The organism is Microbacterium sp. Mcb102, assembly GCF_024519805.1.
Lineage (GTDB): Bacteria > Actinomycetota > Actinomycetes > Actinomycetales > Microbacteriaceae > Microbacterium.
Genome location: NZ_JALJRG010000003.1, coordinates 407,735 through 433,446, shown reverse-complemented (window position 1 = coordinate 433,446; position 25,712 = coordinate 407,735). Strand labels below are relative to the sequence as shown.

Annotated in this window: 20 protein-coding genes; 9 read left to right on the top strand and 11 right to left on the bottom strand. The window is 62.9% G+C overall.

All coding sequences use genetic code 11. The annotated features are described in order from the left end of the window. Window positions 1-9 precede the first annotated feature (9 nt). The 3 genes from OC372_RS10930 to OC372_RS10920 all read right to left on the bottom strand — a co-directional run bounded on the left by OC372_RS10930 (window position 10) and on the right by OC372_RS10920 (window position 3,378). Window positions 10-1,635 carry a DUF5597 domain-containing protein gene (locus OC372_RS10930; protein WP_262002000.1) on the bottom strand — a complete coding sequence of 542 codons (1,626 nt, stop codon included), beginning with the start codon at window positions 1,633-1,635 and terminating at the stop codon, window positions 10-12. A 61-nt stretch (window positions 1,636-1,696) separates the two neighbouring features. Then, window positions 1,697-2,629, bottom strand: a complete 933-nt coding sequence (locus OC372_RS10925) for an aldo/keto reductase (protein ID WP_262001999.1) — start codon at window positions 2,627-2,629, stop codon at window positions 1,697-1,699. A 107-nt stretch (window positions 2,630-2,736) separates the two neighbouring features. Next, window positions 2,737-3,378 carry a TetR/AcrR family transcriptional regulator gene (locus tag OC372_RS10920; protein ID WP_262001998.1) on the bottom strand — a complete coding sequence of 214 codons (642 nt, stop codon included), beginning with the start codon at window positions 3,376-3,378 and terminating at the stop codon, window positions 2,737-2,739. Between the two features lie 156 nt (window positions 3,379-3,534). On the opposite strand from OC372_RS10920, the gene OC372_RS10915 reads away from it, so the two are divergent. The 6 genes from OC372_RS10915 to OC372_RS10890 all read left to right on the top strand — a co-directional run bounded on the left by OC372_RS10915 (window position 3,535) and on the right by OC372_RS10890 (window position 10,992). Further along, on the top strand, window positions 3,535-4,872 hold the full coding sequence (locus OC372_RS10915; RefSeq protein ID WP_262001997.1) for an ABC transporter substrate-binding protein: 1,338 nt from the start codon (window positions 3,535-3,537) through the stop codon (window positions 4,870-4,872). Between the two features lie 4 nt (window positions 4,873-4,876). After that, on the top strand, window positions 4,877-5,812 hold the full coding sequence (locus OC372_RS10910) for a carbohydrate ABC transporter permease (RefSeq protein WP_262001996.1): 936 nt from the start codon (window positions 4,877-4,879) through the stop codon (window positions 5,810-5,812). Continuing rightward, window positions 5,809-6,717 (top strand): carbohydrate ABC transporter permease, encoded by a 909-nt coding sequence (locus tag OC372_RS10905; protein ID WP_262001995.1) that lies wholly within the window; start codon window positions 5,809-5,811, stop codon window positions 6,715-6,717. The genes OC372_RS10910 and OC372_RS10905 overlap by 4 nt, the downstream gene beginning before the upstream one ends. A gap of 110 nt (window positions 6,718-6,827) precedes the next feature. Further along, the gene (locus tag OC372_RS10900; RefSeq protein ID WP_262001994.1) at window positions 6,828-8,285 is read left to right on the top strand and encodes a GH1 family beta-glucosidase; all 1,458 of its coding nucleotides are present in this window, start codon (window positions 6,828-6,830) and stop codon (window positions 8,283-8,285) included. Between the two features lie 15 nt (window positions 8,286-8,300). Next, a complete protein-coding gene (locus tag OC372_RS10895; protein WP_262001993.1) occupies window positions 8,301-10,139 on the top strand; it encodes a glycoside hydrolase family 3 protein in 1,839 nt (612 codons plus the stop codon). 64 nt (window positions 10,140-10,203) lie between these two features. Next, on the top strand, window positions 10,204-10,992 hold the full coding sequence (locus tag OC372_RS10890; RefSeq protein ID WP_262001992.1) for an SDR family NAD(P)-dependent oxidoreductase: 789 nt from the start codon (window positions 10,204-10,206) through the stop codon (window positions 10,990-10,992). Window positions 10,993-11,098: 106 nt separating this feature from the next. Here OC372_RS10890 and OC372_RS10885 read toward each other — a convergent pair whose 3' ends face one another. From OC372_RS10885 to OC372_RS10870, 4 genes are all read right to left on the bottom strand, one after another. Next, entirely contained in the window at window positions 11,099-12,736 is a 1,638-nt protein-coding gene (locus OC372_RS10885; RefSeq protein WP_262001991.1) for an endo-1,4-beta-xylanase, read from the bottom strand. A gap of 320 nt (window positions 12,737-13,056) precedes the next feature. Further along, on the bottom strand, window positions 13,057-13,722 hold the full coding sequence (locus OC372_RS10880) for a response regulator (protein ID WP_262001990.1): 666 nt from the start codon (window positions 13,720-13,722) through the stop codon (window positions 13,057-13,059). Next, on the bottom strand, window positions 13,719-14,861 hold the full coding sequence (locus tag OC372_RS10875) for a sensor histidine kinase (protein ID WP_262001989.1): 1,143 nt from the start codon (window positions 14,859-14,861) through the stop codon (window positions 13,719-13,721). Before OC372_RS10875 ends, OC372_RS10880 begins: the two co-directional genes overlap by 4 nt. Window positions 14,862-14,869: 8 nt before the next feature. Continuing rightward, window positions 14,870-17,098, bottom strand: coding sequence for an MMPL family transporter (locus tag OC372_RS10870; RefSeq protein ID WP_262001988.1), 2,229 nt, complete (start codon window positions 17,096-17,098; stop codon window positions 14,870-14,872). A 220-nt stretch (window positions 17,099-17,318) separates the two neighbouring features. Here OC372_RS10870 and OC372_RS19370 point away from each other — a divergent pair, with 220 nt between their 5' ends. Next, window positions 17,319-17,570: a DUF2188 domain-containing protein gene (locus OC372_RS19370; RefSeq protein WP_410054867.1), complete on the top strand. Its 252-nt coding sequence runs from the start codon at window positions 17,319-17,321 to the stop codon at window positions 17,568-17,570. A gap of 776 nt (window positions 17,571-18,346) precedes the next feature. Here OC372_RS19370 and OC372_RS10865 read toward each other — a convergent pair. Further along, window positions 18,347-19,561, bottom strand: coding sequence for a HEPN-associated N-terminal domain-containing protein (locus OC372_RS10865; protein ID WP_262001987.1), 1,215 nt, complete (start codon window positions 19,559-19,561; stop codon window positions 18,347-18,349). Window positions 19,562-19,608: 47 nt separating this feature from the next. Between OC372_RS10865 and OC372_RS10860 the strand changes: the two genes are divergently transcribed. Then, on the top strand, window positions 19,609-20,514 hold the full coding sequence (locus tag OC372_RS10860; protein WP_262001986.1) for a hypothetical protein: 906 nt from the start codon (window positions 19,609-19,611) through the stop codon (window positions 20,512-20,514). A 139-nt stretch (window positions 20,515-20,653) separates the two neighbouring features. After that, a complete protein-coding gene (locus OC372_RS10855) occupies window positions 20,654-21,538 on the top strand; it encodes a hypothetical protein (RefSeq protein WP_262001985.1) in 885 nt (294 codons plus the stop codon). Window positions 21,539-21,734: 196 nt separating this feature from the next. Here the strand turns inward: OC372_RS10855 and OC372_RS10850 are convergent, their stop codons facing one another. The 3 genes from OC372_RS10850 to OC372_RS10840 form a co-directional block, all read right to left on the bottom strand. Then, window positions 21,735-23,402, bottom strand: a complete 1,668-nt coding sequence (locus tag OC372_RS10850; protein ID WP_262001984.1) for an SIR2 family protein — start codon at window positions 23,400-23,402, stop codon at window positions 21,735-21,737. 87 nt (window positions 23,403-23,489) lie between these two features. Beyond that, entirely contained in the window at window positions 23,490-24,578 is a 1,089-nt protein-coding gene (locus OC372_RS10845) for an XRE family transcriptional regulator (protein WP_262001983.1), read from the bottom strand. A gap of 50 nt (window positions 24,579-24,628) precedes the next feature. Further along, on the bottom strand, window positions 24,629-25,345 hold the full coding sequence (locus tag OC372_RS10840; protein ID WP_262001982.1) for a hypothetical protein: 717 nt from the start codon (window positions 25,343-25,345) through the stop codon (window positions 24,629-24,631). Window positions 25,346-25,712: the final 367 nt, after the last annotated feature.

Genomic DNA, 25,712 nt, shown 5'->3' with positions numbered 1-25,712 from the left:
CGGCCTGGGTCACGCCGCAGCGGGCGGATGCGCGAGCGTGAATCGAAGGACTCCGCTGCGGCGTCGGATCGTCGGAATGTGATAGTCGTCTGACGCCGGGCGCGTCTGCAGGGAAGGGAGCACGATGAAACTACCGCTCTCGGTCTCGTCGCCGTTCAATTCACGATAGACCTCGACCCCATCGCCGGCGGCCTTGAGCTCCTCGACCTTCACCAACTCAGCTCGTCCTTGCGGGCTCTCGAAGGACAACAGTGCTCCTCGTCCGACAACGAGGAAGGTGTCCTCTGACTCCTGGACCACGAGGCCGTATCCCCAGTCGTAGAAGCCGCCGACGCGGTTGGGTTCGCGTCTCACGGTCGCGGAGAACTCGCCGAGCGTAATGGTCTGCTCGGTTGTCGCCTCGTCAAGCCGGAATCCGGCGACGGGCGGAGAGGTGGTTGCCCGCATCAGGACGTCCAGACACCCGTATGCGTCGATGAGGGCGTCACCCTCAGGGGCCTCGGTCGTGTCGATGCCGAACGGGGACAGGCCAATTGCGGAGAACGACCCGAGCGCCACGAACCCGTCAGCGACGCCCGCGATATCCCGACGCATCTCTGGAATGAGCAGTCCGCCGCTGAGGGCTTGGTAGTCCTTACAGATCTGGGGGAAATCGCCGAAGTAAATGTCCGGAGTGAAGAGGTCGAGAGAAGGAGCAAGGGATGCCCAAATGCTGCCGACGTGGGGGAGCGGGCCGCCGCTCGGGTAGACGCCGGGCTGCTGGCCGCCCGCTGGATTGCCTTCCGCCACCTCGTCGTAGAGTTCGGTGTACAGCCACGCGTTGGCGAAAAGCGGAAGCGAATACTCGGCCTTTCCTGCCGCAGCGACCTTCTCGAGGTGCCGGGCGTATGCGGCAGCCATGAAGGCTTCGTCCGTGTCCGGACCGTCGCCGAACAGCTCCGCCCAAGATCCCGCCGTCTGTTTTCCTCTTGCTGCCCACGCATCGCGGATCCGCAGTTCGTGCGGCGCTGTCAAGGCGCTGATTACGTCGGCCGGCACGTCCTGTGTGTAGGCCGCTTCGGCGAGTGCGCTGCGGTCGCGCGTGTCACCGAGGATTCCGACCTCGTTCTCGACCTGCACCATGATGACGGTGCCCGCATGCTCATCAATCTCCCGGATGTGAGACATGAGCGCAGCGAAGGCGGTCGCATCCGCGTCCCCGATCTCATCCGAGAAAGGCGATACGCACTCCCGGTGCTCTCCACTGCGCATCTCTGCTCGAGGGAAGCGCTCAGCGTCTCCGCGCACCCAGGAAGGGACGTAGGTTGAGCGGCCGTTCTTCCAGGAGCCGAACCAGAGAGGGATGAGCTTGACGTCGTGCTGTCGCGCTGTGGCGATGAGCTGGTCGATGAGCGCGAAGTCGTAGTGTCCTTCCCTGGGTTCGAACTGCCCCCAGGCAACAGGTGCCAGCACGGTGTTGAGGTTCATGCCTCTGATGCGCTCGAACGCATCTCGGATGGAGGCGCCGCTACTGCTGGACGAGTTATGAAGTTCGCCCCCAAGAACAAGGAATCTCCGTTGATCTACGAACAGGTGCGTGATGCCGTCTTGTTCGACGAGCTGAGCGCGTGGGGATGCGGTGGTGGAGTGTGCCATCAGTTCCTTTTCGGGATGCGAGCGTTGCGGAGTGCGCGTCCGCGACCGCTCTGCGGGCTTGTTATCTGGCGGGCGGGTCGTCAATGGGAGATGGTGCCGGCCCCAGGGTCGCCAGGTCAGCCCACAGCTCCACGGGGATCTCGACTTTGGTGAGTTCGACCAGGCTCGCCAGGCGGGACGAGGATGAGACTCCTACCACGGTGGAGTCAACCAAGGCAGAGCGAAGAGAGTAGTGCAGTGCGACTGCGGGAAGCGTGACGTCGTATTCACGACAGATCGCCTCCACGGCACGGACCCAGGCGAGTAGGGAATCCGACGCGGGCATGTAGGCATAGTGGGCGCCGGGGTGGGCTCCAGTCGAGAGCAGTCCCGCACCGAACGGCGCGGCGTTGAACACCGTCATTCCCTGTCGCTTCGCCTCTTCAAAGAGCGACGATGCGCTCTGGTCCACGAGGGTGAACCTGTTGTGGCAGAGGACGGCGTCGAACACCTCCGTGTCGACGTAGGCCCGCATCATGGGCAACGACCCGGCGGCGACGCCAATGGCATCAACCACGCCGGAGGATCGAAGCTCCAGCATGCCCTCGACCGCCCCACCCGGCCCGAGCGACTCCGCCATCGTCAACATGTCCGGATCGTGCAAGTGGACCAGCGGCAAACGGTCCACGCCCAGGCGCATGCAACTTTCTTCGAACGAGCGAAGAACGCGCTCGCGGTCGAATCGGGCGGTCACAGGATCGATGTCAACTTTGCTGATGATTTTCGTGGTCCGGCTGGGACCGACCCGCCGCGCCGCGACACCTAAGACCGCTTCAGAGCGACCCTCCGCGTAGTTGTTTGAGGTATCGACATACGCGATGTCAGCGGTGAGGAGCTCTTCAGCGAAGTCCACCGCGCTGGCCTCTTCGCGAGAACCCGGCAACGTCCCCCGACCGAGCGACGACAAGCCGACGGTGATACGGCTGGGCACGGCGAAGCGAGGGGTGGCCATCATCGGGAACCTTCGGTACGGTCGCGGCTGCCCGGAGGAGTCTCAGGGCAGTAAGCGACACCCTACGACGAAATTAGTACAGTTGCCACTTTTTCGTGAGGACGTTCGATTCAACTGCTCGAAGCGGACGCTGAGTCGAGGGCTTCCGGTACGGCGGATTCGAAGAACAGGCGCATGGCTGAATCCATGTCGAACGACGGGTCAATCAACCATTGCAGCTGAACGCCGTCCCATGTCGCGATGAGCAGACGTCCCAGCAGCGGCGCATCGCGGTCCGGCGCGATACGCCCGACCTGCTGGTCGTATGCGAATGCATCACCGAGTTCTCGAGACTTGCGGTGATAGCGGGTGACGAACCACTCGTGTGCGGGGTGTGCCGGAGCGGATGACTCGGCGGCGAGGATCGCGAAGAGTCGAAGAAGTTCCGGTCGTTCGACGCTTGAGTGCACGCGTTCGAGCGTTGCCGCAACGATGCCTCGCTCGACGCATGCTGCGTCGAAGTCGAACGCCTCGTTGCCGGAGGTGGTTCCGTCGGACCGTTCGAGCACGGCCTCGAGAAGTTCGTACTTGCTGCCGAAGTGGTGAACGATGCTGGTCAAGCTCACGTCGAGCTGGCGTGCGATGTCACGGAGTGACCCGCCGTGGTAGCCGTGCGTGCCGAACACCGTTGTAGCGGCATCGAGGATGTCGCTCGAGCGCTGCGCGGACTTCGCATACGGTCCGCGGGTGCCGGCGGTCTTCGGTCCAGTCATGAACGTGACCCTACTCACTTCCTGCGCCGACGTCACGCTGGGGGCGGTGGAGAAGGCCGGCGAATGAAAATGTAGCAGTTGTTCCCATTTCGATGTATGGTGACTTCACCAAGGGTGGCCCGCGTCCGGGCCTGCCATGTTCACAAGGAGGTTGACATGACCACACGCACGTCCCGTGTCCGGCGCAGCGCCGTCGTTCTCGGCTCGTTCGTCACCGCATCGGCTCTGCTCGCCGGATGCACCGGTGGCGGCGCCGGAGGAAGCAGCTCGGGCGAAACGACGCTCGACATCATGGTCGGGGCGGGAGATATCTCGGAGGAGCAGATCGCCGCCTTCGAGGAAGCGAACCCCGACATCAAGATCAAGATCGTTCTGTACGACCTCACCCGTCTGAACACGATGCTCACCTCGGGCAACACACCTGACGTCGCTTTCGGCAACGCTGTCGGCAGCGCCAACTTCAACGCCCGGGGTCTGGCAACCGACCTTACGCCATACCTCGAGAAGAGCGAGGTGCTGAAGGAAGACGACCTCCAGCCCGTGAACGACGCTTTCCGTTGGGACGGCACCAAGAGCGGCGAAGGGCCCATCTACGGCATCGTGAAGGACTGGAGTCACGACAACGCGCTCTGGTACAACACCGCACTGTTCGACGCAGCAGGCGTCCCGTACCTCAGCGACACGGAGCCCATCAGTTACGACGAGCTGCTCGAGATCTCGAAGAAGCTCTCCAAGTTCGAGGATGGCACCACCACGGTGTACGGCCTCGGCATGGAGTGGCAGTGGAGCCTCTACGGGCCCATCGCCGCGATGGTCGAGCAGCAGGGCGAGAGCCTGTTCAACGACGACCTCTCGGAGATCGACTTCACTTCGGACGCCGCGCAGAAGGCCCTGCAGTGGTTCGTCGATTACGGCCAGTCCGGTGTCGGACCCACGTCTCTGAACCCGCTCCCGGACGGTTCCGACTACTCGACCTTCGCCGCGGAGCGCATGGCGATTAGCCAGGACGGTTACTGGTTCGGCGGGAACTTCGCCGCGGAGGACGCGCTGAAGACCGTGCGTTTCGCACCCGCCCCCACCATGGGAGACGAGCCGGCGGCCATGAGCTTCGGCGGTGCCGGACTGTGGATCCCGGAGCAGGCCAAGGACAAGGACGCTGCCTGGAAGTTCATGGAGTGGTACATGGCCGGTGAGCCGGCGGAATCTCGTGCCTCCAGCGGCTGGGGACTGCCGTCGCTGAAGTCGCTCTCCGACAAGCTGCCGCAGGAACAGCCGTTCCAGCAGCAGGCCTACACGGTCGTGCAGTCGCAGTTGGAGAACACCGTTCCGCTGCCTGACTCGCCCTACGTCTCGGCTGGGCTGCTGCAGGACACCATCGACAAGTACCTGCAGCTCGCCATCAAGGGAGACCTCAGCGTCGAGGAGGCCGGCGCGCAGCTTACCGATGAGTTGAACGACGCGCTCGCCAAGGGCGTGGATCAGATCAAGGAGTAGTTCGATGGCTCGCAAGTGGACCCGGTACCCGAAGGGGGCGTTCTACGCCTTCGTGGCACCGTGGGCAATTGGTTTCCTGCTGCTGACCGCAGCGCCCATGGTGTACGGGTTCGTTGTGAGCCTGACCAACTTCGATGGAAGTTCGCCCCGCTTCAAGTGGGTCGGACTGGAAAACTACATCGAGCTGTTCTCCGACAGCGACGTGTGGGCGGCACTTCTGAGAACACTGGGCTTCGCAGCCCTCGTGGTGCCGCTCACCGTCGGCGGGTCCTTGGGCCTCGCCGTGCTCATCAACCGCCGACTGAGGGCAGTGGGGCTCTGGCGCACCGTCTTCTTCCTACCCTCAGTCGTTCCGGTTGTTGCGATGGCAATCATGTGGAAGCTCGTCTTCAACAAAGACTCAGGCATCCTCAACGCGATTCTCGGAACCGTCGGCATCGACCGCATCGCCTGGCTCATCGACCCGATGGTGTTCTACTCCCTCATCGTCCTGATGCTCTGGGGCCTCGGTGGCGGCATGATTATCATGCTTGCTGCGCTGCAGGGAGTGCCCGCAGAACTTGAGGAAGCAGCCATCGTAGATGGCGCGGGAAGATGGACGGTTTTCCGCCACGTTACAGTCCCGATGATCTCCCCGATTCTGTTCTTCCAGCTCGTCACGGGCGTCATCACCGCTCTTCAGGTGTTCGTCCAGCCGTTGCTGCTGACGAACTCCTCAGGGATCTCCGCCGCGGGCGGCGTTCCGGACAGCACCACGCTGTACATGGTGCAGGTCTACCAGGAGTTCTTCCTCAGCAACCGGTTCGGCTACGGGTCGGCGATGCTGTGGATCTTCTTCATCATCATCCTCGGCCTCACCTTGGTGCTTCTGCGCTCCAGTAGGTCGTGGGTGTACTACGAGGTCGATACCGAAGCCGAAAGCGAAGGGGCGAAGCGATGACCATGGAAGACACCTCTACCCGGGCCATGGTCGCGCCTGCGGTTCGTCGTCCCACGCGTAAGCGGAACGTGCTCACTAACGCGAAGAAGCGACCGACGGCGTGGACGTACATCCTCATCCTTGCGCTGACCGGTTTCTTCATCGGGCCCTTCATCTGGCTGGTGCTCGCCGCCTTGAAGACACCTGCCGAGTGGGCGTCGCTGCCGATCTCGATTCTTCCGAAGGAAGCGCAGTGGAATAACTTCGTTGACGCGCTCACGGACATGAACTTCATCGGGTATGCAGGCAACTCGCTGTTCGTCGCGACGACATACTCGGTCCTCATCACCCTGTCGAGTGCCGCCGTGGGCTTCGGATTCGCTCGTCTTCGCGCTCCCGGCAAGAAGGCGCTCTTCATGGTCGTTCTCGCGACAATGATGATCCCCCAGATCCTCACGCTGTTGCCCACTTACGTCATGTTTGCGCGGATCGGACTGCTGAACACCTACTGGCCGTGGGTGTTGTGGGGCCTGGCTGCGTCCCCATACATGGTGTTCCTCTTCCGCCAGTTCTTCTCATCGCTGCCGAAGGAGCTGGAAGATGCGGCCATCATTGATGGTGCGGGATGGTTCCGAATCTTCGCGACCATCTTCCTTCCCCTGTCGCGACCGATTCTCATTACGTCGTTCCTGCTGTCGTTCACGTGGACGTGGGGCGACTACATCGCGCCGGCGCTGTTGCTGGACCTCGACCGCACAACACTCGCGGTAGCCATCACCGCCTGGTATCAGGACCCGAACGGCAACGTGATTCCGACCATCCAGGCCGCCGCCGCGGTGATGTACATCATCCCCGTGCTGCTCATCTTCTTCTTTGCACAGCGGTACTTCGTGCAGTCAAACGTTTCCTCCGGCATCAAGGGCTGACTCACCTCCCGGCCGGGCATCACACCAAGCCCGGCCGGGGCACCAACATCTGCGCGAACGGTCACCAGCCGTGCGTTCAGACTCGTTTCACATCGACAGGATCTTCCTCCATGCTTGACCACTTCATCGAAACGGGAACGCTCTCCTTCCCGCCGTCCTTTGTCTTGGGCGCGTCCACGGCCGCGTATCAGATCGAGGGCGGAGCCCGAGAAGGCGGTCGGGGTGCATCCATTTGGGACACGTTCAGCCACACTCCCGGGAAGACCGAGGGGGGAGCCACCGGAGACGTCGCAGCGGACCACTACCACCATGTCGAGGAAGATCTGGAGCTCATGGCGTCGCTCGGGCTCGACGCCTATCGGTTCTCCATCTCCTGGCCGCGCGTCATGCCGACCGGTGAGGACGAGGTCAACCCGGAAGGGCTCGCGTTCTACTCGAACCTCATCGACGGACTCCTTCAGCGCGGGATACAGCCGGTGGTCACACTCAATCATTGGGACCTGCCGCAGGCGCTCGAAGACAAGTACGGGGGATGGCGAGGTCGGGAAACCGCGTTCGCGTTCGAGAAGTACGCGGAAGTCGTAGGCGCGGCACTGGGAGACCGGGTGGCCATCTGGTCCACCCACAACGAGCCGTGGAACAACTCCTTCTCCGGTTATGGAAGTGGCGCCTTCGCGCCCGGCGGCACGAACCACGAGGACGCGCTGAAAGCCGCCCATCATCTGAACCTTTCCCACGGCCTTGCCGTGCAGGCTCTTCGCCGCACCATCTCGAGAGCTGACGCTCAGGTGTCCGTGGCCCTCAACATCTTCCGCGTGGAAGCGGAGACCCCCGCTGACGCGGACGCCGCACGTCGTTTCGACGCTGTCGCCAACCGCGTGTTCACCGGTCCGATGCTGCGCGGCGTATACGACCAAGACCTCTTTGAAGACACCAAACTTTTCACCGACTGGGGCTTCGTTCTTCCCGGTGACCTCGAGATCGCGCACCAGCCGCTCGATCTCATCGGCGTGAACTATTACGAAGTCATGCACATCCGTCAGGCGCCCGGCTTTGTGCCGGGCACTGAGGAGCTCGGCGGTTCTGCGTTCCCCGGCTCCGAGCAGGTTGAGTTCGTGCGCCGCGGCGAGCTGGAGCGCACAGGCATGGACTGGGGCATCGAGCCCCGCGGCCTCGAGGATCACCTCGTCGCGTTGTCTGAGGAGTACCCGCACCTGCCCATCATGGTGATGGAGAATGGCGCTGCGTTTCCTGACGAGGTCACTGAGGTCGACGGCGTGCGAACCGTCATCGACTTGGATCGCACTGCCTATCTCGTCTCCCACGCTGCCGCTGTGCATCGGGCGCTCGCACGCGGAGCCAACGTCGTCGGCTACATCGTGTGGTCTTTGCTGGACAACTTCGAATGGGCAGCCGGATATGGCCCTCGCTTCGGCATCATCCACGTGGACTACGACACGCTGGAACGAACCCCGAAGGTAAGCGCGAGCTGGGTGCGGGAGCTCTGCGACAGCCGCGCTGTCCCGGAGCTTGCCGTCGGCGCACTTGCCCCAACCCAGCAACAGTAGAAGGACGACGACTTTATGAACCCCACGCGCTCGACGAGCGACGAAGGTGTGCAGTACCGGGACCTCAACGGGAACGGCGTCATGGACCCATACGAGGACCCCCGCCTGACGCCCGAAGCACGAGTCGCTGATCTGATTCCCAGACTCTCACTGGAGGAGAAGGTCGGCTTGCTCTTTCAAACTGTCATCGAGGTGGGGCCCGACGGCGCACTCCTCGAGACTCCTGGGAACATCAGCAAGTCTCCTACGAGCACGGTCGTGCTCGCGAAGCGCATGAATCACTTCAACGTGCATCGCCTGGAGTCGGCACGCGTCGCCGCATCCTGGAACAACGCTTTGCAGGCTCTCGCCGAGCAGACACCGCACGGTATCCCGGTCACGATCTCCACTGACCCGCGACACTCTTTCACTGAGAACAGCGGAGTTGCCTTTTCCGCCGGTCCGTTCTCGCAGTGGCCAGATGCTCTGGGGCTCGCCGCTCTCGACGACGTCGACACCATCCGCGACTTCGCCAGGCGTGCGGGAGAGGAGTACCGCGCCGTCGGAATCCGCGCGGCATTGCACCCCCAGATCGACTTGGCGACGGAGCCGCGGTGGGCGCGTCAGCTGCAGACCTTCGGCGCCGATGCGGAACGCGTCTCCCGCTATACCCAGGCGTACCTATCCGGATTCCAGGGCGACGAGATTGGGCCTGACAGCGTCGCATGCGTGACCAAGCACTTCCCCGGGGGTGGACCGCAAAAAGACGGGGAAGACGCCCACTTCCCTTACGGCCGCGAGCAGGTCTATGCGGAAGGCGCGTTCGAGTACCATCTGCGCCCGTTCGTCGCCGCGATTGAAGTGGGGACCGCCGCGGTCATGCCGTACTACGGAATGCCGGTCGGACTGGTAGTCGACGGCGAGCCCATCGAAGAGGTCGGCTTTGGGTATAACCGCCAGATCCTCACCGGATTGCTCCGTGAGAAGCTCGGATACGAGGGAGTCATCCTCACCGACTGGGAACTCGTGAACGATAACTTCGTCGGGGACCAGGTTCTCCCTGCACGCGCATGGGGTGTCGAACACTTGGATGCCAGAGGCCGGATGCTGAAGATCCTCGACGCCGGCGCAGATCAGTTCGGCGGTGAGGAGTGCACAGACATCCTCCTCGACCTGGTCGGCGAAGGGCTCGTTTCCGAGACGCGCATCGACGAGTCCGTGCGCCGTCTCCTTCTGGTCAAGTTCCAGCTTGGTTTGTTTGACGATCCGTATGTCGATGTGGAGCGTGCCGAGGCCATTGTCGGCTCGGCTGCGAACGATGCAGCTGCGTTGAATGCACAGGCCCGGTCGCTCACGATTCTGGAGAACCGGGACGACCTGCTTCCGCTGTCGGGGCATCTGCGCATCTATGTCGAAGGCATGCAGACGCACGCGCTCGAGGGGCGCGCCACCGTCGTCGATGACCCCGCTGACGCCGATCTGGCAATCGTCCGTGTCAGCGCCCCATACCAGCCCCGGGACGACCTGTTCCTCGAGGACTACTTCCACCAGGGAGACCTCGCGTTCGCCCCGGGGCTGATCTACCGCCTGAACCAGATCGCGAAGATGACTCGTCTTCACATCGACGTCGCTCTGGACCGCCCAGCGATCTTGACCCCGTTCAGCGAGTTCGCTTCCGGCTTGAGCGCCAGCTTCGGCGTCAGCGACGAGGCTCTCATGCTCGCGCTTACGGGAGTAGTCCCACCGCTTGGGGCGCTACCCGTCGAAGCCCCGCGGTCCATGGACGCGGTTCGTTCGTCGCACGAAAGCGTTCTCGGAACGCCTGACCCGTTGTACCCGGTGGGACACGGGCTGCGGCTCACGCCGCGAGACTGAGCGGCTTCGTCCTGAGCTCCCGGTCAACGACGATGGCGCCCGCACCAGATTGAAAGGAACCATCATGCAGATTGAGGGCAAAGTATTCGCGGTCACCGGCGCCGGCAACGGAATGGGGCGAGAGGTCGCTTTGCGGATCGCGAGTAAAGGTGGCCGCGTCGCTGCCATCGACCGCGACGAACAGGCTCTCGCCCGCACCGTGGAACTCTCTGGCGCTCCACACCTGGTCAGCACCCACCTGGGTGACGTCACGGATGCGGAAGGCGTGTCCACGCTGCCTGACGTCATTGTCAAAGCACATGGCCAGGTGGACGGCCTCATCAACATCGCCGGCATCATCCACCGCTTCACCCCGTCGTACGAGCTGTCAGAGGAGGAACAACGGCGAGTGATGACCGTGAACTTCTGGGGCACGGTGAACATGTGTCAAGCGTTTCTGCCGGTTCTGCGTAGCCGACCGGAAGCGCTGGTGACCAACATGTCCAGCCTTTCCGCGTTGGTGGCGTTCGCTGGCCAAACCGCATATGGAGCGAGCAAGGGAGCGGTGAAGCAGTACACCGAGGGTCTCTATCAAGAGCTTCGCGGATCGTCTGTGCATGTAAATGCAATCTATCCAGGGAACATTTCCACCGAGATCAGCAAGAACTCTGGTGTCGAGATGATTGGCAGCGGTGGCAAGAAGGTCCGCGCAACCACGCCGCATGACGCGGCTCGAGAGATTGTCACGGGTATCGAGCGTGGACGTTTCCGAATCCTGGTCGGGCAGGATGCGCGTCTTCTCGACCGCTTGGTTCGAATCGCACCACGGTGGACCACGGACCTGATTGCGAAGCAGATGGCCTCGGTGCTGTGAGAGGGCTGGTCACGTCCGCTGATGGGGGAATCCGGACGTGACCAGCGGTCATCGTTGGCCGGCGGGAAGAGATCCAGCGTGACCTCTCCCCGCCGAGCCAGACGGATCAGTTGACCGTCACGGCGACCGGGTCCGAGGTTGTAGACCCATTGGCGTTCGTGAACGTCACTGTCAGGCTGTGCTTACCGGGGGCGACCCCCTGGAGCACCGCCGTCGCCGTCTGTGCCTGCGGGGTGTTCGCGGTGAGTTCGCCCTCCGCTACTTCTGTGCCATCGAGGTAGAAGGCGTACGACGTTGCGTTTGTACCCCACCACAGATTGGCGGTAGCGGTGAAGTTGCCGTCCTTGTCCCAGTTGTCGGTGCTGACCACGGGCTTCGCGGGCGCTGCATCCGTAACTGTGACGGTGGCGGTGCTCGTCTGCGTGACGCCCTCGGAGTTGATGAGTTCCGCTCGGTACGTGTACGTCCCGTTCGGCTTGTTGGTGAAAGCTGTCGTCGCCGTCTGCGAGGTCACGTCGACCGCATTCAACTGCTTGCCGTCGACCAGTACGTCGTTCTCATACAGGCGGTAGTAGCTTCCAGGCGTCCCGTGCCAGAGGTTCATCTTGACCTCGTAGTTACCGTCCTTGAGCCCGTTGGCCCAGCCGCTGGTGGTGGACAGGACCGCAGCGCTGGGAGCGGTGTCGTTGTGCACCCACGACTTGAGTGCGTCGCGGACAGCGACGTACGCGGGCTTGGGGTTGAACTCCTCGTCGAACATGGTCGGCTTGGCGCCAGGCAGCCAGGTGTAAAGGTGCTTGTCGGTGAAGCCCCAGACGCTGATGTCGGTGATACCGGCAGCGAGCCCCTCCGCGACCACATCGCTGTAGATCTGAGCCTGCGAGATCGGGTCGTAGGTGTGGACGTCGAGCTCCGCGATGGTCACTTCGAGTCCGAGGGCTTCATACTCGTTCACGATCTCGGTGAGCACTCCGGGGGGCGGGCCCTGGAACGTTTCGTGCATCTGGAGTGCGACTCCGTCAATGGGAACACCATCCGCGACCATCCCGGACACCAGGTCGTACAGCTCTTGGCGCTTGGCGGGGTAGAACTCGACCATGTTCTCGTTGATGAAGAGCTTTGCGCTCGGGTCTGCATCGTGGGCGATGCGGAAGGCTTCCGCTACGTATCCAGGACCCAGTCGGTCATAGAACAAGTTGTGTTCCAGCCCCTCGCCGCCGAACGTGGTGAACGCCTCTGTGACGACGTCCCAGCGGTCCATCTTTCCGGTGTACCTCTGCATGATGGTCTCGAAATGAGTCACCATCGCGGCCCGGAACTCGGCGGGATCCGTCTTGGCGACGAGGTAGTCGGGGTTGAATGCGCGAGAGATGCCGCTGTGAGCTTTCACCTCCATGTCGTGTTCTTCGGCGAACGCGACGAGGCGGTCCAGGCCTTCGAAGTCGAACACGCCTTCCTCGGGCTGCACCATGTTCCACTTGAACTCGTTCTCTGGCGACAAGCTGTTGAACTGCGCCGCAAGCGTCGCCCCGTAGCGGGGGTCGGTGAAATAGTTCGCAGGCCGGTCGTCCGCCGTGGATTCAGATGCTTTGACTGAGCCCGAGCCGAACAAAATACCGGCCTCGGCGGCGAGCTCGCGGATCGTAGGTTCGTTGTCGGTGTCTGCCATGGCGGGTGCGGCGAAGATGAGTGGTGCTCCGAGGATGAGTGTAGAGGCAAGGGCGATCTTGCTGAGCTTTCGCATGAATCTCTTTTTCTGGTCTTCCGCCTCGAGCCTGATGCTCGCGGCGGGCGTTGAGACTGCAGTGTCTGAACTTCGACGTGTATTGCATGAAGTCTGGTCTGGACCTCCTGACTCGTCGTTGAGCGGATGATGGCCGACAACAGCCGGGTAGGCAAAATGTAGCAGGTGTACTCAATTCACGATACCCAGGCCTCAGGCCCGCCGGGCACGACACTGCTTCTGTGCCCGGACGGCGCGCTTAAGCGGGCTCCAGCGACGGGCTGGGCGGGCGCCCTGCCTACGGGCGCAGGTGCTGCGCCGGCAGCAACTCGCGGAATCAATCAGTTGTGAGCGACGCCGCTGCGGTACGCGAGAGCCACGAGTTGTCCGCGGTCTCTCGCGTCAAGCTTCGTCATCGCCCGGTTGAGGTGTGTCTTCACCGTGAACGGCGAGATGTGCAGTTCCTTCGCGATCTGCTGGTTGTCCAGACCTCGCGCGGCCGCCGCCACCATGTCCCTCTCCCGAGCGGTCAACAAGTCGACGCGAGCTCTCAGCCCGGGATCTAGGGGAGGAGGGGCCAGGGCGGTGACCTTCCGCATGAGCGCGCGCGTCGCATCGCTCGACAGTGCGGCGGCGCCTCCGGCTATGGCAATGACGGCGGCGACGATGTCATCGGGTACCGCTGTCTTGCTGATGAAGCCGCGGGCGCCCGCTTGCACTGCGGCCAGCACGTCATCGTCCCCATCGAACGTCGTGAGGACGAGGACAGGTATCGAAGCCAGCGCCGAGTTGTCACGCAACACTCTCACCGCGACGACGCCATCCATGACAGGCATCCGCAGATCCATGAGAACGACGTCTGGAGCGGTTCGAGCGATGACAGATAGCGACTCGCGGCCGTCCCCGGCTTCTCCCACCACCGCGATACCGGCATCTTCGAGGAGGTCGCGGAGGCCATTGCGGATAAGCGGTTGGTCGTCGACGAGCACAACACGGACATCGGTCATGTGGACTCCTCGCTCCTGGGGACCTCGACTCGGACAGTGAAGGCACCGAGCTCCTGAGCCACCATCAAAGACCCGCCTGCAAGCTCGGCGCGTTCGCGCATCCCCACCAGCCCGAAGCCGCGACCGCTCGGGGGAGTGTTGAGATCGACACGATTGTGAACTTCGAGCCACGCGCTACGGGGTGTCGCCCCAGTGCGGAGCGACACCGGCGGTCTGCCGTGGCGCTGGGCGTTTGTGAGAGCCTCCTGAGTGACGCGATACAGAGCGGCGCTCGACGCAGCCGGCAGACCGGCGGTCGGCAGTTCGCTCAGATCAGCATCGAGCATGTCCGTCGCTGAGAAGAGCTCGACGAGGTGGGGGATGTTCGCCGCCGACGGCAAGCTATGGTCGTCCAGCTGCGTGTCATCTCGGAGAACTGTGAGCAGTCCCGCCAGTTCGACGACGGTTCTGCGGCTGACTTCCCGAATGACGTCGATGGCTTCCTCAGAACGGGGGTTCGGGCTGCCGAGGTGTCGTTGGGCCGTTGAGGCCTGCAGATTGATGACCGTTAGCGAGTTGGCGACCGAGTCATGCAAGTCACGCGCGATGCGCAAACGCTCCTCGCTCACGCGGCGCTTCACGTCTGCCTCTCGAGTGGCTGCCGCCTCTCGCATGCGTTCCTCGACCGCAGCGACGTAGTCATGTTGCGAACGAAGGGCCAAAGCGAAAGCGACGACCGCTGCCGTCCACAGCGGGAGTACCAGCGCGAGCGGATCGTACGGGGGCACCTGGAACACGACGAGTGCTCCCAAGTACAGCAACAAGGCGTGCGCACAAGTGATGAACAGTGTCCACCGTCGATGAGCTCGAAGAGCAACAGAGAACAGCACGATCTCCGCGAGAACCCAGACAGGCAAAGCGCCGCCAGCGGTGAGCAGCACCAATCCACTGATGGCGACGGCACCGATGCCGGAGAGGATCGGCGCACGCCGGCGCACCAGGACGAGGCAGGTCGCAGCTGCCAGTAGCGCCGCTGCTCCGAACTCCGCCGCTGTGTCCCATGTGCTCTTCGAGATCGAGGTGAAGACGGTTACGACGACCGTGACAGCGGCGACGACATCGAAGAACCGCTCCCAGCGAGAGGTCCACGATGTCGTCACCGCTCGCCTCACTTCTGTACCGGGCTCATGTCATGCGTTGCCTGCATCTTGTCCGGTTCAGGGACAAGAGAAGGTTCCTTCAGATTATGTCCCTCCACGTCGATCTCGGGGAGGATCCGGTTGAGCCAGGCGGGATTCCACCATGCGGCCTTTCCGAGAATCGTCAGCATCGCGGGCATCAGGACCATGCGGACCAGCAACGCGTCTGCAATAACTCCTACGGCGAGTGCAAGGGCGATAGAGCCGACTAGCGACGAATGACTGAGTGCGAATCCGCTGAACACGGCGGTCATGATGAGTGCCGCCGCGACCACGACCGGCGCCGACTGCGCAAAGCCTGTCCGGATGGCTGCTACCGGGTCTTCGCCGTTGCGGTGCGCCTCGTGGATGCGCGAGACGAGGAACACCTCGTAGTCCATGGCCAGGCCGAAGAGGATGCCGGTGACGATGATGGGTAGCAGCGACAGGAGCGGATTTCCTTGCGGCGCGGAGATGAGGCCGTCGAGCCATCCCCACTGGAAGACGGCGATGGTCGCTCCCAATCCGGCTCCGAGCGACAGTAGGAATCCGAGCGTTGCGATGAGCGGTACGAGTAGGGACCGGAACAGGATGATGAGCAGAAAGAGTGCTAGGCCCACGATGAGGATGATGTAGGTCAGCAGAGCGTTGCGGAGCTGTTCGTCGGAGTCCAGAGCAATCGCCGTCGAACCCGTGACGCCGAGCGTCGCATCGTCGACGTCCAGCCCGCGGATGTCCTGCACGAGGTCTTTCGTCTCCTCGTCGAGGGCCCCTGAATCGGCGAGCACTGTCAACAGTCCGGAGCGGCCATTGTTGGAGACGCCGGACGGAATCACGGTGGCGACGCCGTCGAGGTCGCCGATCTCCCGGTTGGCGTCTTCCATGGCTGCAGCGACGTCGTTCTTCGCCGACACGAGAACGACAAGGGGATCCTGCGCTCCGTCGCCGAACTTGTCGGCAATAAGGTCGTAGGCCTCGCGCTGCGAGGATTCGGGGTCCTCCCCTCCAGGAGTGATGAGAGAGGTCTGCATGCTCATCACGGGAGCTGCGACCACGAGGAGCGCGGCAGTGGCTACCACAACCGCCACCCATGGGCGGCGCACGACGGAGTCGGCCCACGAGGTCACCCACTTCGGCGAAGTGGCCGGGAAGTTAGTCCGGACGCGCAGCTTCTTGGGCAGCGCGTTTCGTCCCATCGCCCCCATGAAAGCCGGGAGGAGCGTGAGGGACATGAGGACCGCGACCGCCACGGCGAACGCGGCAGCCAATCCCATCTCTCCAAGGAAGGGGATACCCACAACGGTGAGCCCGACCAGAGCGATGATGACGGTAGCGCCAGCGAAGACGACCGAGGAGCCGGCCGTGCCGGTCGCCCGGCCGATAGCGGTTGATGTATCGGTGCCGCTCCGCAGTTCGGATCGGAATCGGGAAAGGATAAAAAGGGCGTAGTCGATGCCGACGGCGAGTCCCAGCATCACGGCGAGGATCGGCGTCACAGAGCCGATGGGGGAGAACGCGGAGAACGCGAGGACGCCGAGGACACCGACGCCCACGCCCAGCAACGCGCCGAGCATGTTCGCACCCGCTGCAACCAACGAACCGAAGGTGATGAGGAGAACCAAGAAGGCGACTGCCGCCCCGACGATCTCGCTCGGCCCGAGGATGTCCGGCACCCCGCCGGAGAGCGACCCGCCGATTTCGGCGCTCATCCCCGACTTGTCATCGAGTCCCTGCGCGATGTCCGCAACGCGAGTGGCCGCCAGCTCGGCCTGCTCCTCATCCATCTCAGCGAACGTGATGGTCGCGACAGCCGTGGACTGGTCTGCCGAGATGTACGGCCGGGTGGGGTTGAACGGTTCGGAGACTTCGTCCACGAATGGGAGCGAATCGAGGCGCTGAAGGGCCGTCCGAACCTCTTCCGCGTCATCGGAGACCGGTCCGTTCGACGACTCGACTACAAGCTGGAGCGAGGGGGCCTGTTCCTGCGTGCCGAACGCATCCTCCATCGACTCCATCGTTCGACTCGAGTTGGTTCCGGGGACGTCGAACGCGCCCTCGCCGAACTTCATGCCGGTGAGAGCGATGAGACCCGCAGTAAGGAGAACGGCTAGCCATAGCGGGATCACTATCCATCGATGGCGGGCCGAGAATCGGCCGAGACGAGCGAGAAATGAGGCCATGAAGACGGATCCCTTCGAGTCTTTCGGGTACGTCTTCAAGCCTCCAGAATCAAAGTCCGGAGCGCGTCGTCTCGTTGCTTGCTTCTCTATACTGCATCGGCAGTAGATGTATGGGACTGTCCGACGATGCGGCTCGAGGAGGGGGCCGAGTAGGTGAGCGACACAGCGAGGACGGTGGCACTAGAGTCTGGGGTTGGATGCAGCAAGGTCGCCGTGCAAGCGGTTCAAGAACGAAGAAGTTCGACAGAGAGGCAGAGTCATGGCAAAGAATGACGAGGATCGTTATGTCGTCCCCAACAAGGAGCGCGGAGGCTGGGACGTCGTGAAGGAAAACCATGAGAGGTCTTCCGGACACTTCGACACCCAGCGCGAAGCAATCGACCGGGCGCGCGAGATCGTGGACAAGTCGGGCGGAGGTCGCGGTGACGTCCGAATCCAGGGAAGAAACGGCCAATTCCGGGACTCGGACTCGGGTCGACGCAACGAGAGTACGAAGAAGGACACGAAGTAGTGCAGCTCAGCGCTTCGAGGTGTGTCGCACCGCGGCCGCGGAAGCTAACTTCGCCGACGGGCTGGGACCCGGCGAACGACTCGCTGCGGTAATAAGTCAGCCTGCGGCGGAAACCTTCCGAGGCCACCAGTTGGCGCCTGCGGCGGGCTAGAGCTTCCTGCGGCCGGGGCTCGTTCTGGCTGCTGCAGAGAACTCGTCGGACAGTAAGCCCCTTGACCGGATCCGTGCGCAACGCCGCCGTTGTCATCGCGAGCAAGGATCTCGCAGATGCCTTCGGGGAAACAGGGGTCACGGTCAACGTCGTGAGTCCCGGCATCGTCGCCGACGAACCGGCCGACGCAATACCAAGCGGAGATTCGGGCCAGATGTCGCCGTCAGAGATCGCCGACATCGTGGCGTTCCTGGCGTCATCCCGCTCGCGGGAATCTCAGGGAGTCCATCGCCGTCGGTCACAAGCTGTCGGGCGTCTCGGGACTCTGCTCTCCGACGTCGACCGTCAGCCCACAGGCTCAAGCTAAAGCTATTCGCTCACTCACGGAACTCTGTGCCGATATCCTCGCGTTCCGAAGTGACGCATCGACGCCTGGAGTAGCAGCCGGGACCGCCGCGTCCGAGCGGCGGCCCCGGCAGCTGACTCCGCGGACGCCTTATACGGAGCAGAAGACATGCTGCGCTGAGACTGCAGCCCAAATGACCGTTCCGGGACTATCAACTGGAACCTAAGGCCGAGATCGGACTTCTCCTGCAACCGAGGTTCACTGAGCCTCTGCGGCCAATCAGAGACTTACCCTTTGTACCGAGGCCGGATCCAGGACCAAAGCTGGTTCATGACCGGTGGTCGGATCCGCCGATTCCAGACAGTTCTCGTGAGGGATGTCGATGACCACCGACCTGCCGCCGGCGCGAACAGCGCTCGCGTACGCGAGGCCCGTGATGGTCGCACCGCTCGCGGGCTGGAGCACCCGGAGAAAGAACTCTGTCACGACCTGAGTTGGCACGTACTCGATCCCCTCATCGCCTGGTGCCACGGGGGCGCTCATCTCCTTCACGAACTTGTGGAGAAACGCAATTTCGCGACGAAGATATCCCAGGGTCGGATGAAAGATCGTCGGCTCCTCGGGTAGACGGTCGAAGTCGACGACTGTGATGGGCGAAGACAACGCGAAAGCCCCCAGCGTCGCGTACGGCTCATGGGCCAGGTTGTGCCGGACGACCTCGTCTAGGGCGGTCTGCTTGTCCAGGGCGCCGTAGAACATGGGGATGCCCGCCGGGCTCATCCGGTTCGGCTGCTTTGCATACTCCCGAGGGGAGGTCCCGAGCCGTGAGGCGTTCGGCATTGGCTCTAGTGAGTCCGTGGAATGGATCTGCGCGCGCCAGAGGGAAGACCCGGCCGGAATGACGGTCAGCATGGCGAGTTCGTCGAGGAGGCGACCGATGTCGTGCAAGACGTCGCCGACAGGAATCTCGCCGGTGTAGCGCGTCTCGCGTCGGGAGGCGTCATCCTCAATTAGCCAGATCACGTACCTCGTCCGGTACTTCACCTGGTCACTAAATGCGGCCCAAGCATCGTTCAGCACGACATCACGGTCGCGCCATGCCCAGTCGCGTGATGCCCAGGCGACGTCTGCGAGGGAGTCCGCTACGGCCTCCGCGAGGCCATCCGCGGCGAACGCGTCGACGAAAAGGTCGACGAGCTCCCAGCGGTCATAGGTTCGCGCTTGATAGCCGCCCTCGCGTCCGTCCCAGGGGACGAGCGCAGAGTCTGCGTCGGTGTACTCCCAGGACACGCCCCGGACGAACGCATCGAGGAGCACATCAAGGGCCGCTGCGCCCTTCTTTCCGCAGAAATCGCACACTTCTTCGGCGTCTGCACCCGTGGCGACGGCATCTGCGAGGCTCGGGTCTGCGACGCAGCGCTCACACACCTGCTTCTCGGAGTACGACCACCCCTGCTCTTCTTCAGCCATCTGCATATCCTTCGCCATGCCCATCGCACCATCTTGTCGTGTCGGGCCGGCGAGTGGTTATCCTCGACGTCATGACGTTCAACAGGCTCGAGCACTTCCTGCGCGGGGAGATCCTTCTCGCCCTCGCTCCTGCTGACGGGTCATCGGCTCCAGGGCCGTCTGGGGTGTTGCTGACGTTGCAGGAGCGACACCCGACCTTGACGGAAAATGACTTCCATCTGCATGTGGACCTGCTGGAGAGCCGTGGCCTGGTGCGCGCGCAGCGGGCGGCCAACAACATCCCGTACGTGCTAAACACCACCGCCGAGGGCCGTGAAGCTGCTGCGGACTTTGCACGCAAGCGCGAGGACCGTGTCGCACGCGTGCGTCAGCTGCAGGACGAGTACCTCCAGTGGCTGTACGTGGAGATCGAGCATGAGGACCGCTCTCCGACTCCGGATGACTATCTCGCAACCACACCGTCGTTCTACGGGCTCCCGTATACGGATAGGGAGCTCCTCAAAGCCGGGGCGCGGCTCCGGGACGCCGGTTTCATCACAGGCCCGGAAACCGACCAGTACGACGCGCCTCTGCGACCCGCGTTGACGGTGAAGGGCAGGCGCACCATCGAGTTGAAGCATTCCGTTCATGATGAAGCGCCCAGTGCTCCCTCCATCCACAACTACGTTGGGGCGAACGCGAACGTCAACTTCGGCGACAACGTCACCCAGAACATGACGGTGAGCGCCCCGTGGGCGGACGAGGCGCGGGCGTTCCTCGACGCGGTCGCACAGGCCGCGCCGACCCTGCCGGAGGACCTGCGGGCAGACATCGAACTACGTGTGGAGGACGCACGTCGGGGCATCGCCGAACAGCAGCCGTCGAAGGTGAAGGCGGCCATCGAAGGCATGCAGAGCTTTCTGAGCGCGGCCACGTCTGGCGCCCTCGGGAGCATCCTGGCTGCCCAGGTCCCCGCTCTGCTTTCGCTCCTTGGCTAGGTGTTCGAGATGAACCGGAGGCACAGTCCAGCGCGACTCTCGCTCTGATGCGCGGGAGGACCTGATTGCGCCGGCCTGCCGCAGCCGTCAACGAGGCGATGTGTCGCGCTCGTAGGCGCGGACACGCTACATTTTCCGCATGCATACAGCGCCGCCGGGGTCGACGCCGCTGTCGCGCACCGTCACGGAACCCTGGGTCCAGGTGGCGCTCAGCGCTCGAGTCATGCAGCAGACGTTGCGCTCCGTCCCGGAGGTGCGTTCTGGCGCCTATCTCGACGTGCTCCGTCGCTTCCTTCCGCAGGAACCCGTAGACGTGTGGTGTCGAGGATTCTTGGAAGCTTCGCTTGAGCACCTGGTCATGTGGGCCGACTACGCAACGCCGCTCAAGTACCACCCAGAAGCCAGTGTGGAATTCACTCTCCGGCCGGCCCAGACGTTAGCGCGGGCAGCGTTGGAATCCGCTGCTCAGGCCGTCTGGATCTTGTCGGCGGCGGACTTCCGAGACGCCGCACGACGCCATGCCGCCCTGGTTCTCGCCGACTGGGACGAGCAACGCAAAGCTGCACTCGACGATGCAACCAAGGCAGGGTTGAAGCGGCGGTCAGAGTCCTTGAGGGAAGGGCTCGGCTTTACCGACAACGAGACCCGACCTCCCACCTACTTGACGTTGGTCCGCGACGCATCGGCCCACGTGCGAGAGCAGCTGCCCGCCGCTCTACTTGGATCCGACGATGCGGTGGAGAGGCTATGGCGAGCGTCCGCGGGATCTGCCCATGGTAAGCAATGGCCGGCATCAGAGCTGGTCGTTGTCAACCCATCGACCGGGTCCACGATGCCCGATCCGGCAGCTATTACGGCGATATTGAAGCTCGCGGACGCGGTTGTCACGTACGGAGTCATGCGTTTCGCTGACCGCTCGGGGTACGCCGCAGAGCTGTCCTCGATCCAGCAGTCTGCGCTAGCCCAGGTGTACGCCAAGATTCCCTTGCTCCCGGGGGCGCCTTCGAGTCCGCCGTCTCGGTGAAGCCAGGGCCCGCGAAGATCATCTCTTCGCTTGCGGGAGGTGCGAGTCGTGCTATCTCGACCCTGCCGGGCATAGCACGCAATCGAAGTCGGCCTCCGTATGGCGTCGCTCACATCGCTCCTTCCTCGGGAGAGGGGCTTGAGACCGTCGACGCCCACCTCCCGCCCCTCGTGCGGCCCAGTTCCTGCAGAGGGGTTCAACCTCGTCGTCGGCTGCCCCTTCCCGAAGACTTCTCCTTCTGGCGTCCTCGCGAAGAGTTTGACTTCGCCGTCCAGCGGTCACCGACTGCCCGCTTGTTCATCAGATAGTCGTATAAGAAGACACACTTAATCCACTTCGTTGAGGCATCAACCGTGCCTTCTGAGTACAGGCGTTGATGCTCGAGGAGATACGACCGTAGCTTCGATGGATCTACTGAGTCCGGGGTGAGGAATGGGATGGCCAGCAAGGCGTCGCCCGGCGGAAGGTTCGCCACCAGAGAGTCGAAGTCGGGGTGCTCTTCAAGCAAGCGATGAGCTCGCTTTCCGAAGTACCCGTTGGGTCGGAGCATTTGGATGCTAAGCCGGAGGCGAGCACGGATGCCTGGGGCGACGTCGGCATCGGATACGAGGTCGCCGTTCTCATCGAGCAGTCCCGCTCCGCGAAGCCATTGATGGATAGGGGTGTGTGTGCGCTGATGTGCGAGCGACGGTAGGACGTCCGTCACGATCTGCGGGTAGTTGCGAAGTTCGATCTTTGGATCGAGGACGTCAAGTATCAAGTCGCGACGGGTGAGTCCGGTGACGCCCTTGTCTTGGAGTCTCTTCGATACTCCGACCCCGATGACGACGTCCACTTGGTCGAGGTTGGTGTCGGACTCGAGGTCGGACACCACAACGGTCTTCGAAGGCTCGCTCGTTCGGGCGAGCTCGTACACCTCGTGCTTCAGGTGCCGGAGGATCTTGGCGGGGAAGCGACGATGAAGCTGGCCGAGGACGTGGAACGTCGATAGGAAGTCTGGTGCGGTTATCAGGCGGATGGGGATGCTTGTGTCGTCCAGAGCAAAAGTAGACGGTGCTACTGTCGGCGCCGACGCATCCGGGTCCCAGTTGAGGAAGATCAAACGATTCTCAAGCTGATGGATGTTGTCGTTGGTGAGAACCGAGGCGATGCTGGTGATGATGGAGCGGACATTGGGGTCGCTCAGGGAGTAACCCACGAAGATGACCGGATGCTCGACGAAGATGGTGAGCAGCTTCGCTGCAAGGTAGGGATTACGGGGTCGGAACCGCTCGAAGTCGGACGACGTAATCACAAGGGACTCTGGCTGAGCGGCGCTTCCGTGGATCTTGTAGATCTCCGCCACGCCCTTGGGGTCTTTGAAGAGAAGCTCGTCTTGGCCGACGTAGGGCACGAAGTCTGGGAAGACGTACTCGAGAATTTCGTCGAAGTTGGTGGTGATGATGCCTTCGACAGTTGCTACACGAAGCGCTTCCAGCTCATCGTTCAGAGGACCGACGTCCGGCAGCCTTGACGCGATGCCCTCAAGAGACTTAGCCACCTCGTATTTGAACGGAGACTCGCGACCAGAGGGATGAGGGAAGGCCTCGCGGCTTTCGGCAAACTCGGGTGCGGACCACCAGTGTTCCCGGAGGTCTTCGGCTATGAGAGTTGCAGTCTGTAACGGATCGCCGTTCGCGCTCGAGGAGTAATAGGCGTAGGGCTTGCCCGCGAGTCCTGCCATTCGTTCGAGGAGTTGCGTCCAGTTGTCAGATTCGGCGTAGCGGAGGGAGAACCCGCTTCCGACGAAGAGGAATGGTGCACTTGTGAACTGATTCAGGTGTGCTAGAAGTTCATTTTCGAAGGCGTCGGTGGCCTCGGTCATCGGCGGATCCTTCCTGCTGTTCAATGAAGCGTATGGGGAGCATGAGTGAGCTCTGCGGATCCGGTGCGTAACCGTCTTAAGAGGGCATCACAGAACCAGGGACAAATTGGGTCGGAGGTCTGCTTCTCCGAGCATCGACCTTAGGTGAGACGGCGTCCACGCTAGCTCGTGGGCCAGGGTGGGGACGTTGATGCCGATCTGCTCTGCAAGACCTATTGCCTTCTTCAGCAAGAGGGGCTGCTCCCCAGGGAACTTCGCGACGGGCTCAATCGTGACGTTCATCTGCTGGAGGCGAATGTATCCACGTCGCGCCGACGCTTCCGAGACCTTCCCCAGCTCACGGCTGCGACGAATGATGGAGGAAGCCTCGACCCCCCAGCGGTTGCTCATCTTCAATACGTGAGCCATGTCGAGACGGGAAGGGAGTTCCGCGTCCATCATCTGAACGGGCGTCAAGAACTCGGCGGCGAACCTGTTAGCTTCTCGCTCCAGATCAATGGTCCCCGAGGCCCTCCCGCCATGGAGGATCAGGTGCCCGAGCTCGTGGGCGACGCTGAAGCGGTGACGATAGACATCATCGGCACGGTCAGGAGACAAGACCATGATGGGGCGTCCGAGGGCGGACGTTGAAAACGCGTCGATTCGCGCCACCTCCGCTTCCACCATCGGCACCAACACGGTGACGATGCCCTTGGACTCCACAAGCCGCAGCATCTGCGGGATAGGGCCGTCGCCCAGGTCCCATGCCAGGCGCAACTCCTGTGCGGCGGTCACCGGGTCCGATGCGAATGTGTCCGGGGCGATCTCGCCTCCCGCAAAACCGGGAATGCTGACAGGGGGGAAGCGAACGTGAGTCTCAAGCATGTTCGCCAGCTCCCAGACCTGCTCGGTATAGGCGACGGCTTTGTTCCTCTGCTTCGCCGCGGTGGCCCTCAAGCTGCGGAAGAACACGCTTCCTGACTCGAGTCGCGCCTGGGGTCGCCCTGCCGCGAAGTAGCTGATAGGCACGCGGAGGAACCGTGCGAGGCTCTCAATTAGCTCGGCTCGAGGAGCGAAGACCCCGGACTCGTACTGACCGACGGCCGCGGGAGACACCCCGATGGCCGCGGCGACGTCCTGCTTCGTCTTCAACGCCAACTGGCGCGCTTGGCGGAGCCGGTCGGGGTCGAATGCCATTGCCACCTCGTCGGCGGAAGGCGAAGGCAAAGCGGAGGGAGTCAATGGCTTCATGAATCCTCCGTGTCTTCCTTTTCTTGTGCAAGGCCCATGTCGAGGTTGAAATCGCCCGGGGCAGAGTCGAACCGGTCGGAGGGCACGGTCAGGGTGTTGTCGAGTTCGACGAACTCGAGGCGAATGGGAATCTCTTCGACATGCACCCAATGGACGTTGTCATTGCGGTCGATGTAGCCGTCTCCGATGTAAATCCTCTCGAGACCTCCGCTCGCGGAGGCGACGAAGGCAGCGAGGACGACGGCGTCTTCTTCGGATGACGGAGCCTCCGCGAGGTGGTCGCTGCCGGCATCCGCCAACCACTCCTCAAGCGGCAGAACCTCATCACTGAGGCGTTCGACGTGTGCCAGGGAGTCGTCGCGTGCTTGAGACCAGTTGAGCTTCAAGCGGTCGGAGCGAGAGCCGGAGCGCGACGAGCACTTCAGCGCGTGAACGGTCGTGCCGTTGATGACCGGAATCTCGTAACGGAACCCTTTGGGCTTTGCCGTGCCGATGCCCTGAACTTCCGAGAGGTGCTCCAGGAAGCCGATGGCCAACACCTGCCAGAAGGTCGCGCCATAGGGCTCATCGGTATTCAGACCGCTTGCGGTCTTCGTGTCGCTGGAACGATTGTGGGCCCCGTGGCCCGCCCGGATGAGGGCACGTGCGGTCGCTGGTCCAGCGTCGCCGAATCGTTTGCGAAACCAGGAGCTGTCCCCGAGTCCTGCATCCATGTGATGTTCCTTCCCCAAGAAACCGTCGTTGAACCTACGCTCTTAGTTTAGAACCGCGCACGAATTCGTCAACATGCGCGTCGGCGTGTCGCCCGGGGTTCCGCACCGTGAGGCGCGGCGCAGGGGTGAATAAGTCGGAATGGTCTCGATGGTCGCGTGAGTTCAGGTCCCGGGATGCGGGCTGTTTCGGCCGCCTCTGTCGGATCTGGCGCCCGGCGAGTCCGGCATGGGAGGCGGCGCACCGTCCGGAGACATATCGAGTGGCGATGCGTTCGGCGAAGGCTGGCATGCATCCTCAAGTGGCGCTGGACGACAAAAAGACCCTCTGCAGATTCAGGCCGATGCGCAACGCGCAGTCCGAGAGGCT

Excerpts from the sequence above, each read along its gene's own strand:
- OC372_RS10930 (WP_262002000.1), bottom strand. The coding sequence starts at position 1,635 with ATGGCACACTCCACCACCGCATCCCCACGCGCTCAGCTCGTCGAACAA.
- OC372_RS10925 (WP_262001999.1), bottom strand. The coding sequence starts at position 2,629 with ATGATGGCCACCCCTCGCTTCGCCGTGCCCAGCCGTATCACCGTCGGC.
- OC372_RS10920 (WP_262001998.1), bottom strand. The coding sequence starts at position 3,378 with ATGACTGGACCGAAGACCGCCGGCACCCGCGGACCGTATGCGAAGTCC.
- OC372_RS10915 (WP_262001997.1), top strand. The coding sequence starts at position 3,535 with ATGACCACACGCACGTCCCGTGTCCGGCGCAGCGCCGTCGTTCTCGGC.
- OC372_RS10910 (WP_262001996.1), top strand. The coding sequence starts at position 4,877 with ATGGCTCGCAAGTGGACCCGGTACCCGAAGGGGGCGTTCTACGCCTTC.
- OC372_RS10905 (WP_262001995.1), top strand. The coding sequence starts at position 5,809 with ATGACCATGGAAGACACCTCTACCCGGGCCATGGTCGCGCCTGCGGTT.
- OC372_RS10900 (WP_262001994.1), top strand. The coding sequence starts at position 6,828 with ATGCTTGACCACTTCATCGAAACGGGAACGCTCTCCTTCCCGCCGTCC.
- OC372_RS10895 (WP_262001993.1), top strand. The coding sequence starts at position 8,301 with ATGAACCCCACGCGCTCGACGAGCGACGAAGGTGTGCAGTACCGGGAC.
- OC372_RS10890 (WP_262001992.1), top strand. The coding sequence starts at position 10,204 with ATGCAGATTGAGGGCAAAGTATTCGCGGTCACCGGCGCCGGCAACGGA.
- OC372_RS10885 (WP_262001991.1), bottom strand. The coding sequence starts at position 12,736 with ATGCGAAAGCTCAGCAAGATCGCCCTTGCCTCTACACTCATCCTCGGA.
- OC372_RS10880 (WP_262001990.1), bottom strand. The coding sequence starts at position 13,722 with ATGACCGATGTCCGTGTTGTGCTCGTCGACGACCAACCGCTTATCCGC.
- OC372_RS19370 (WP_410054867.1), top strand. The coding sequence starts at position 17,319 with ATGGCAAAGAATGACGAGGATCGTTATGTCGTCCCCAACAAGGAGCGC.
- OC372_RS10865 (WP_262001987.1), bottom strand. The coding sequence starts at position 19,561 with ATGGGCATGGCGAAGGATATGCAGATGGCTGAAGAAGAGCAGGGGTGG.
- OC372_RS10860 (WP_262001986.1), top strand. The coding sequence starts at position 19,609 with ATGACGTTCAACAGGCTCGAGCACTTCCTGCGCGGGGAGATCCTTCTC.
- OC372_RS10855 (WP_262001985.1), top strand. The coding sequence starts at position 20,654 with ATGCATACAGCGCCGCCGGGGTCGACGCCGCTGTCGCGCACCGTCACG.
- OC372_RS10850 (WP_262001984.1), bottom strand. The coding sequence starts at position 23,402 with ATGACCGAGGCCACCGACGCCTTCGAAAATGAACTTCTAGCACACCTG.
- OC372_RS10845 (WP_262001983.1), bottom strand. The coding sequence starts at position 24,578 with ATGGCATTCGACCCCGACCGGCTCCGCCAAGCGCGCCAGTTGGCGTTG.
- OC372_RS10840 (WP_262001982.1), bottom strand. The coding sequence starts at position 25,345 with ATGGATGCAGGACTCGGGGACAGCTCCTGGTTTCGCAAACGATTCGGC.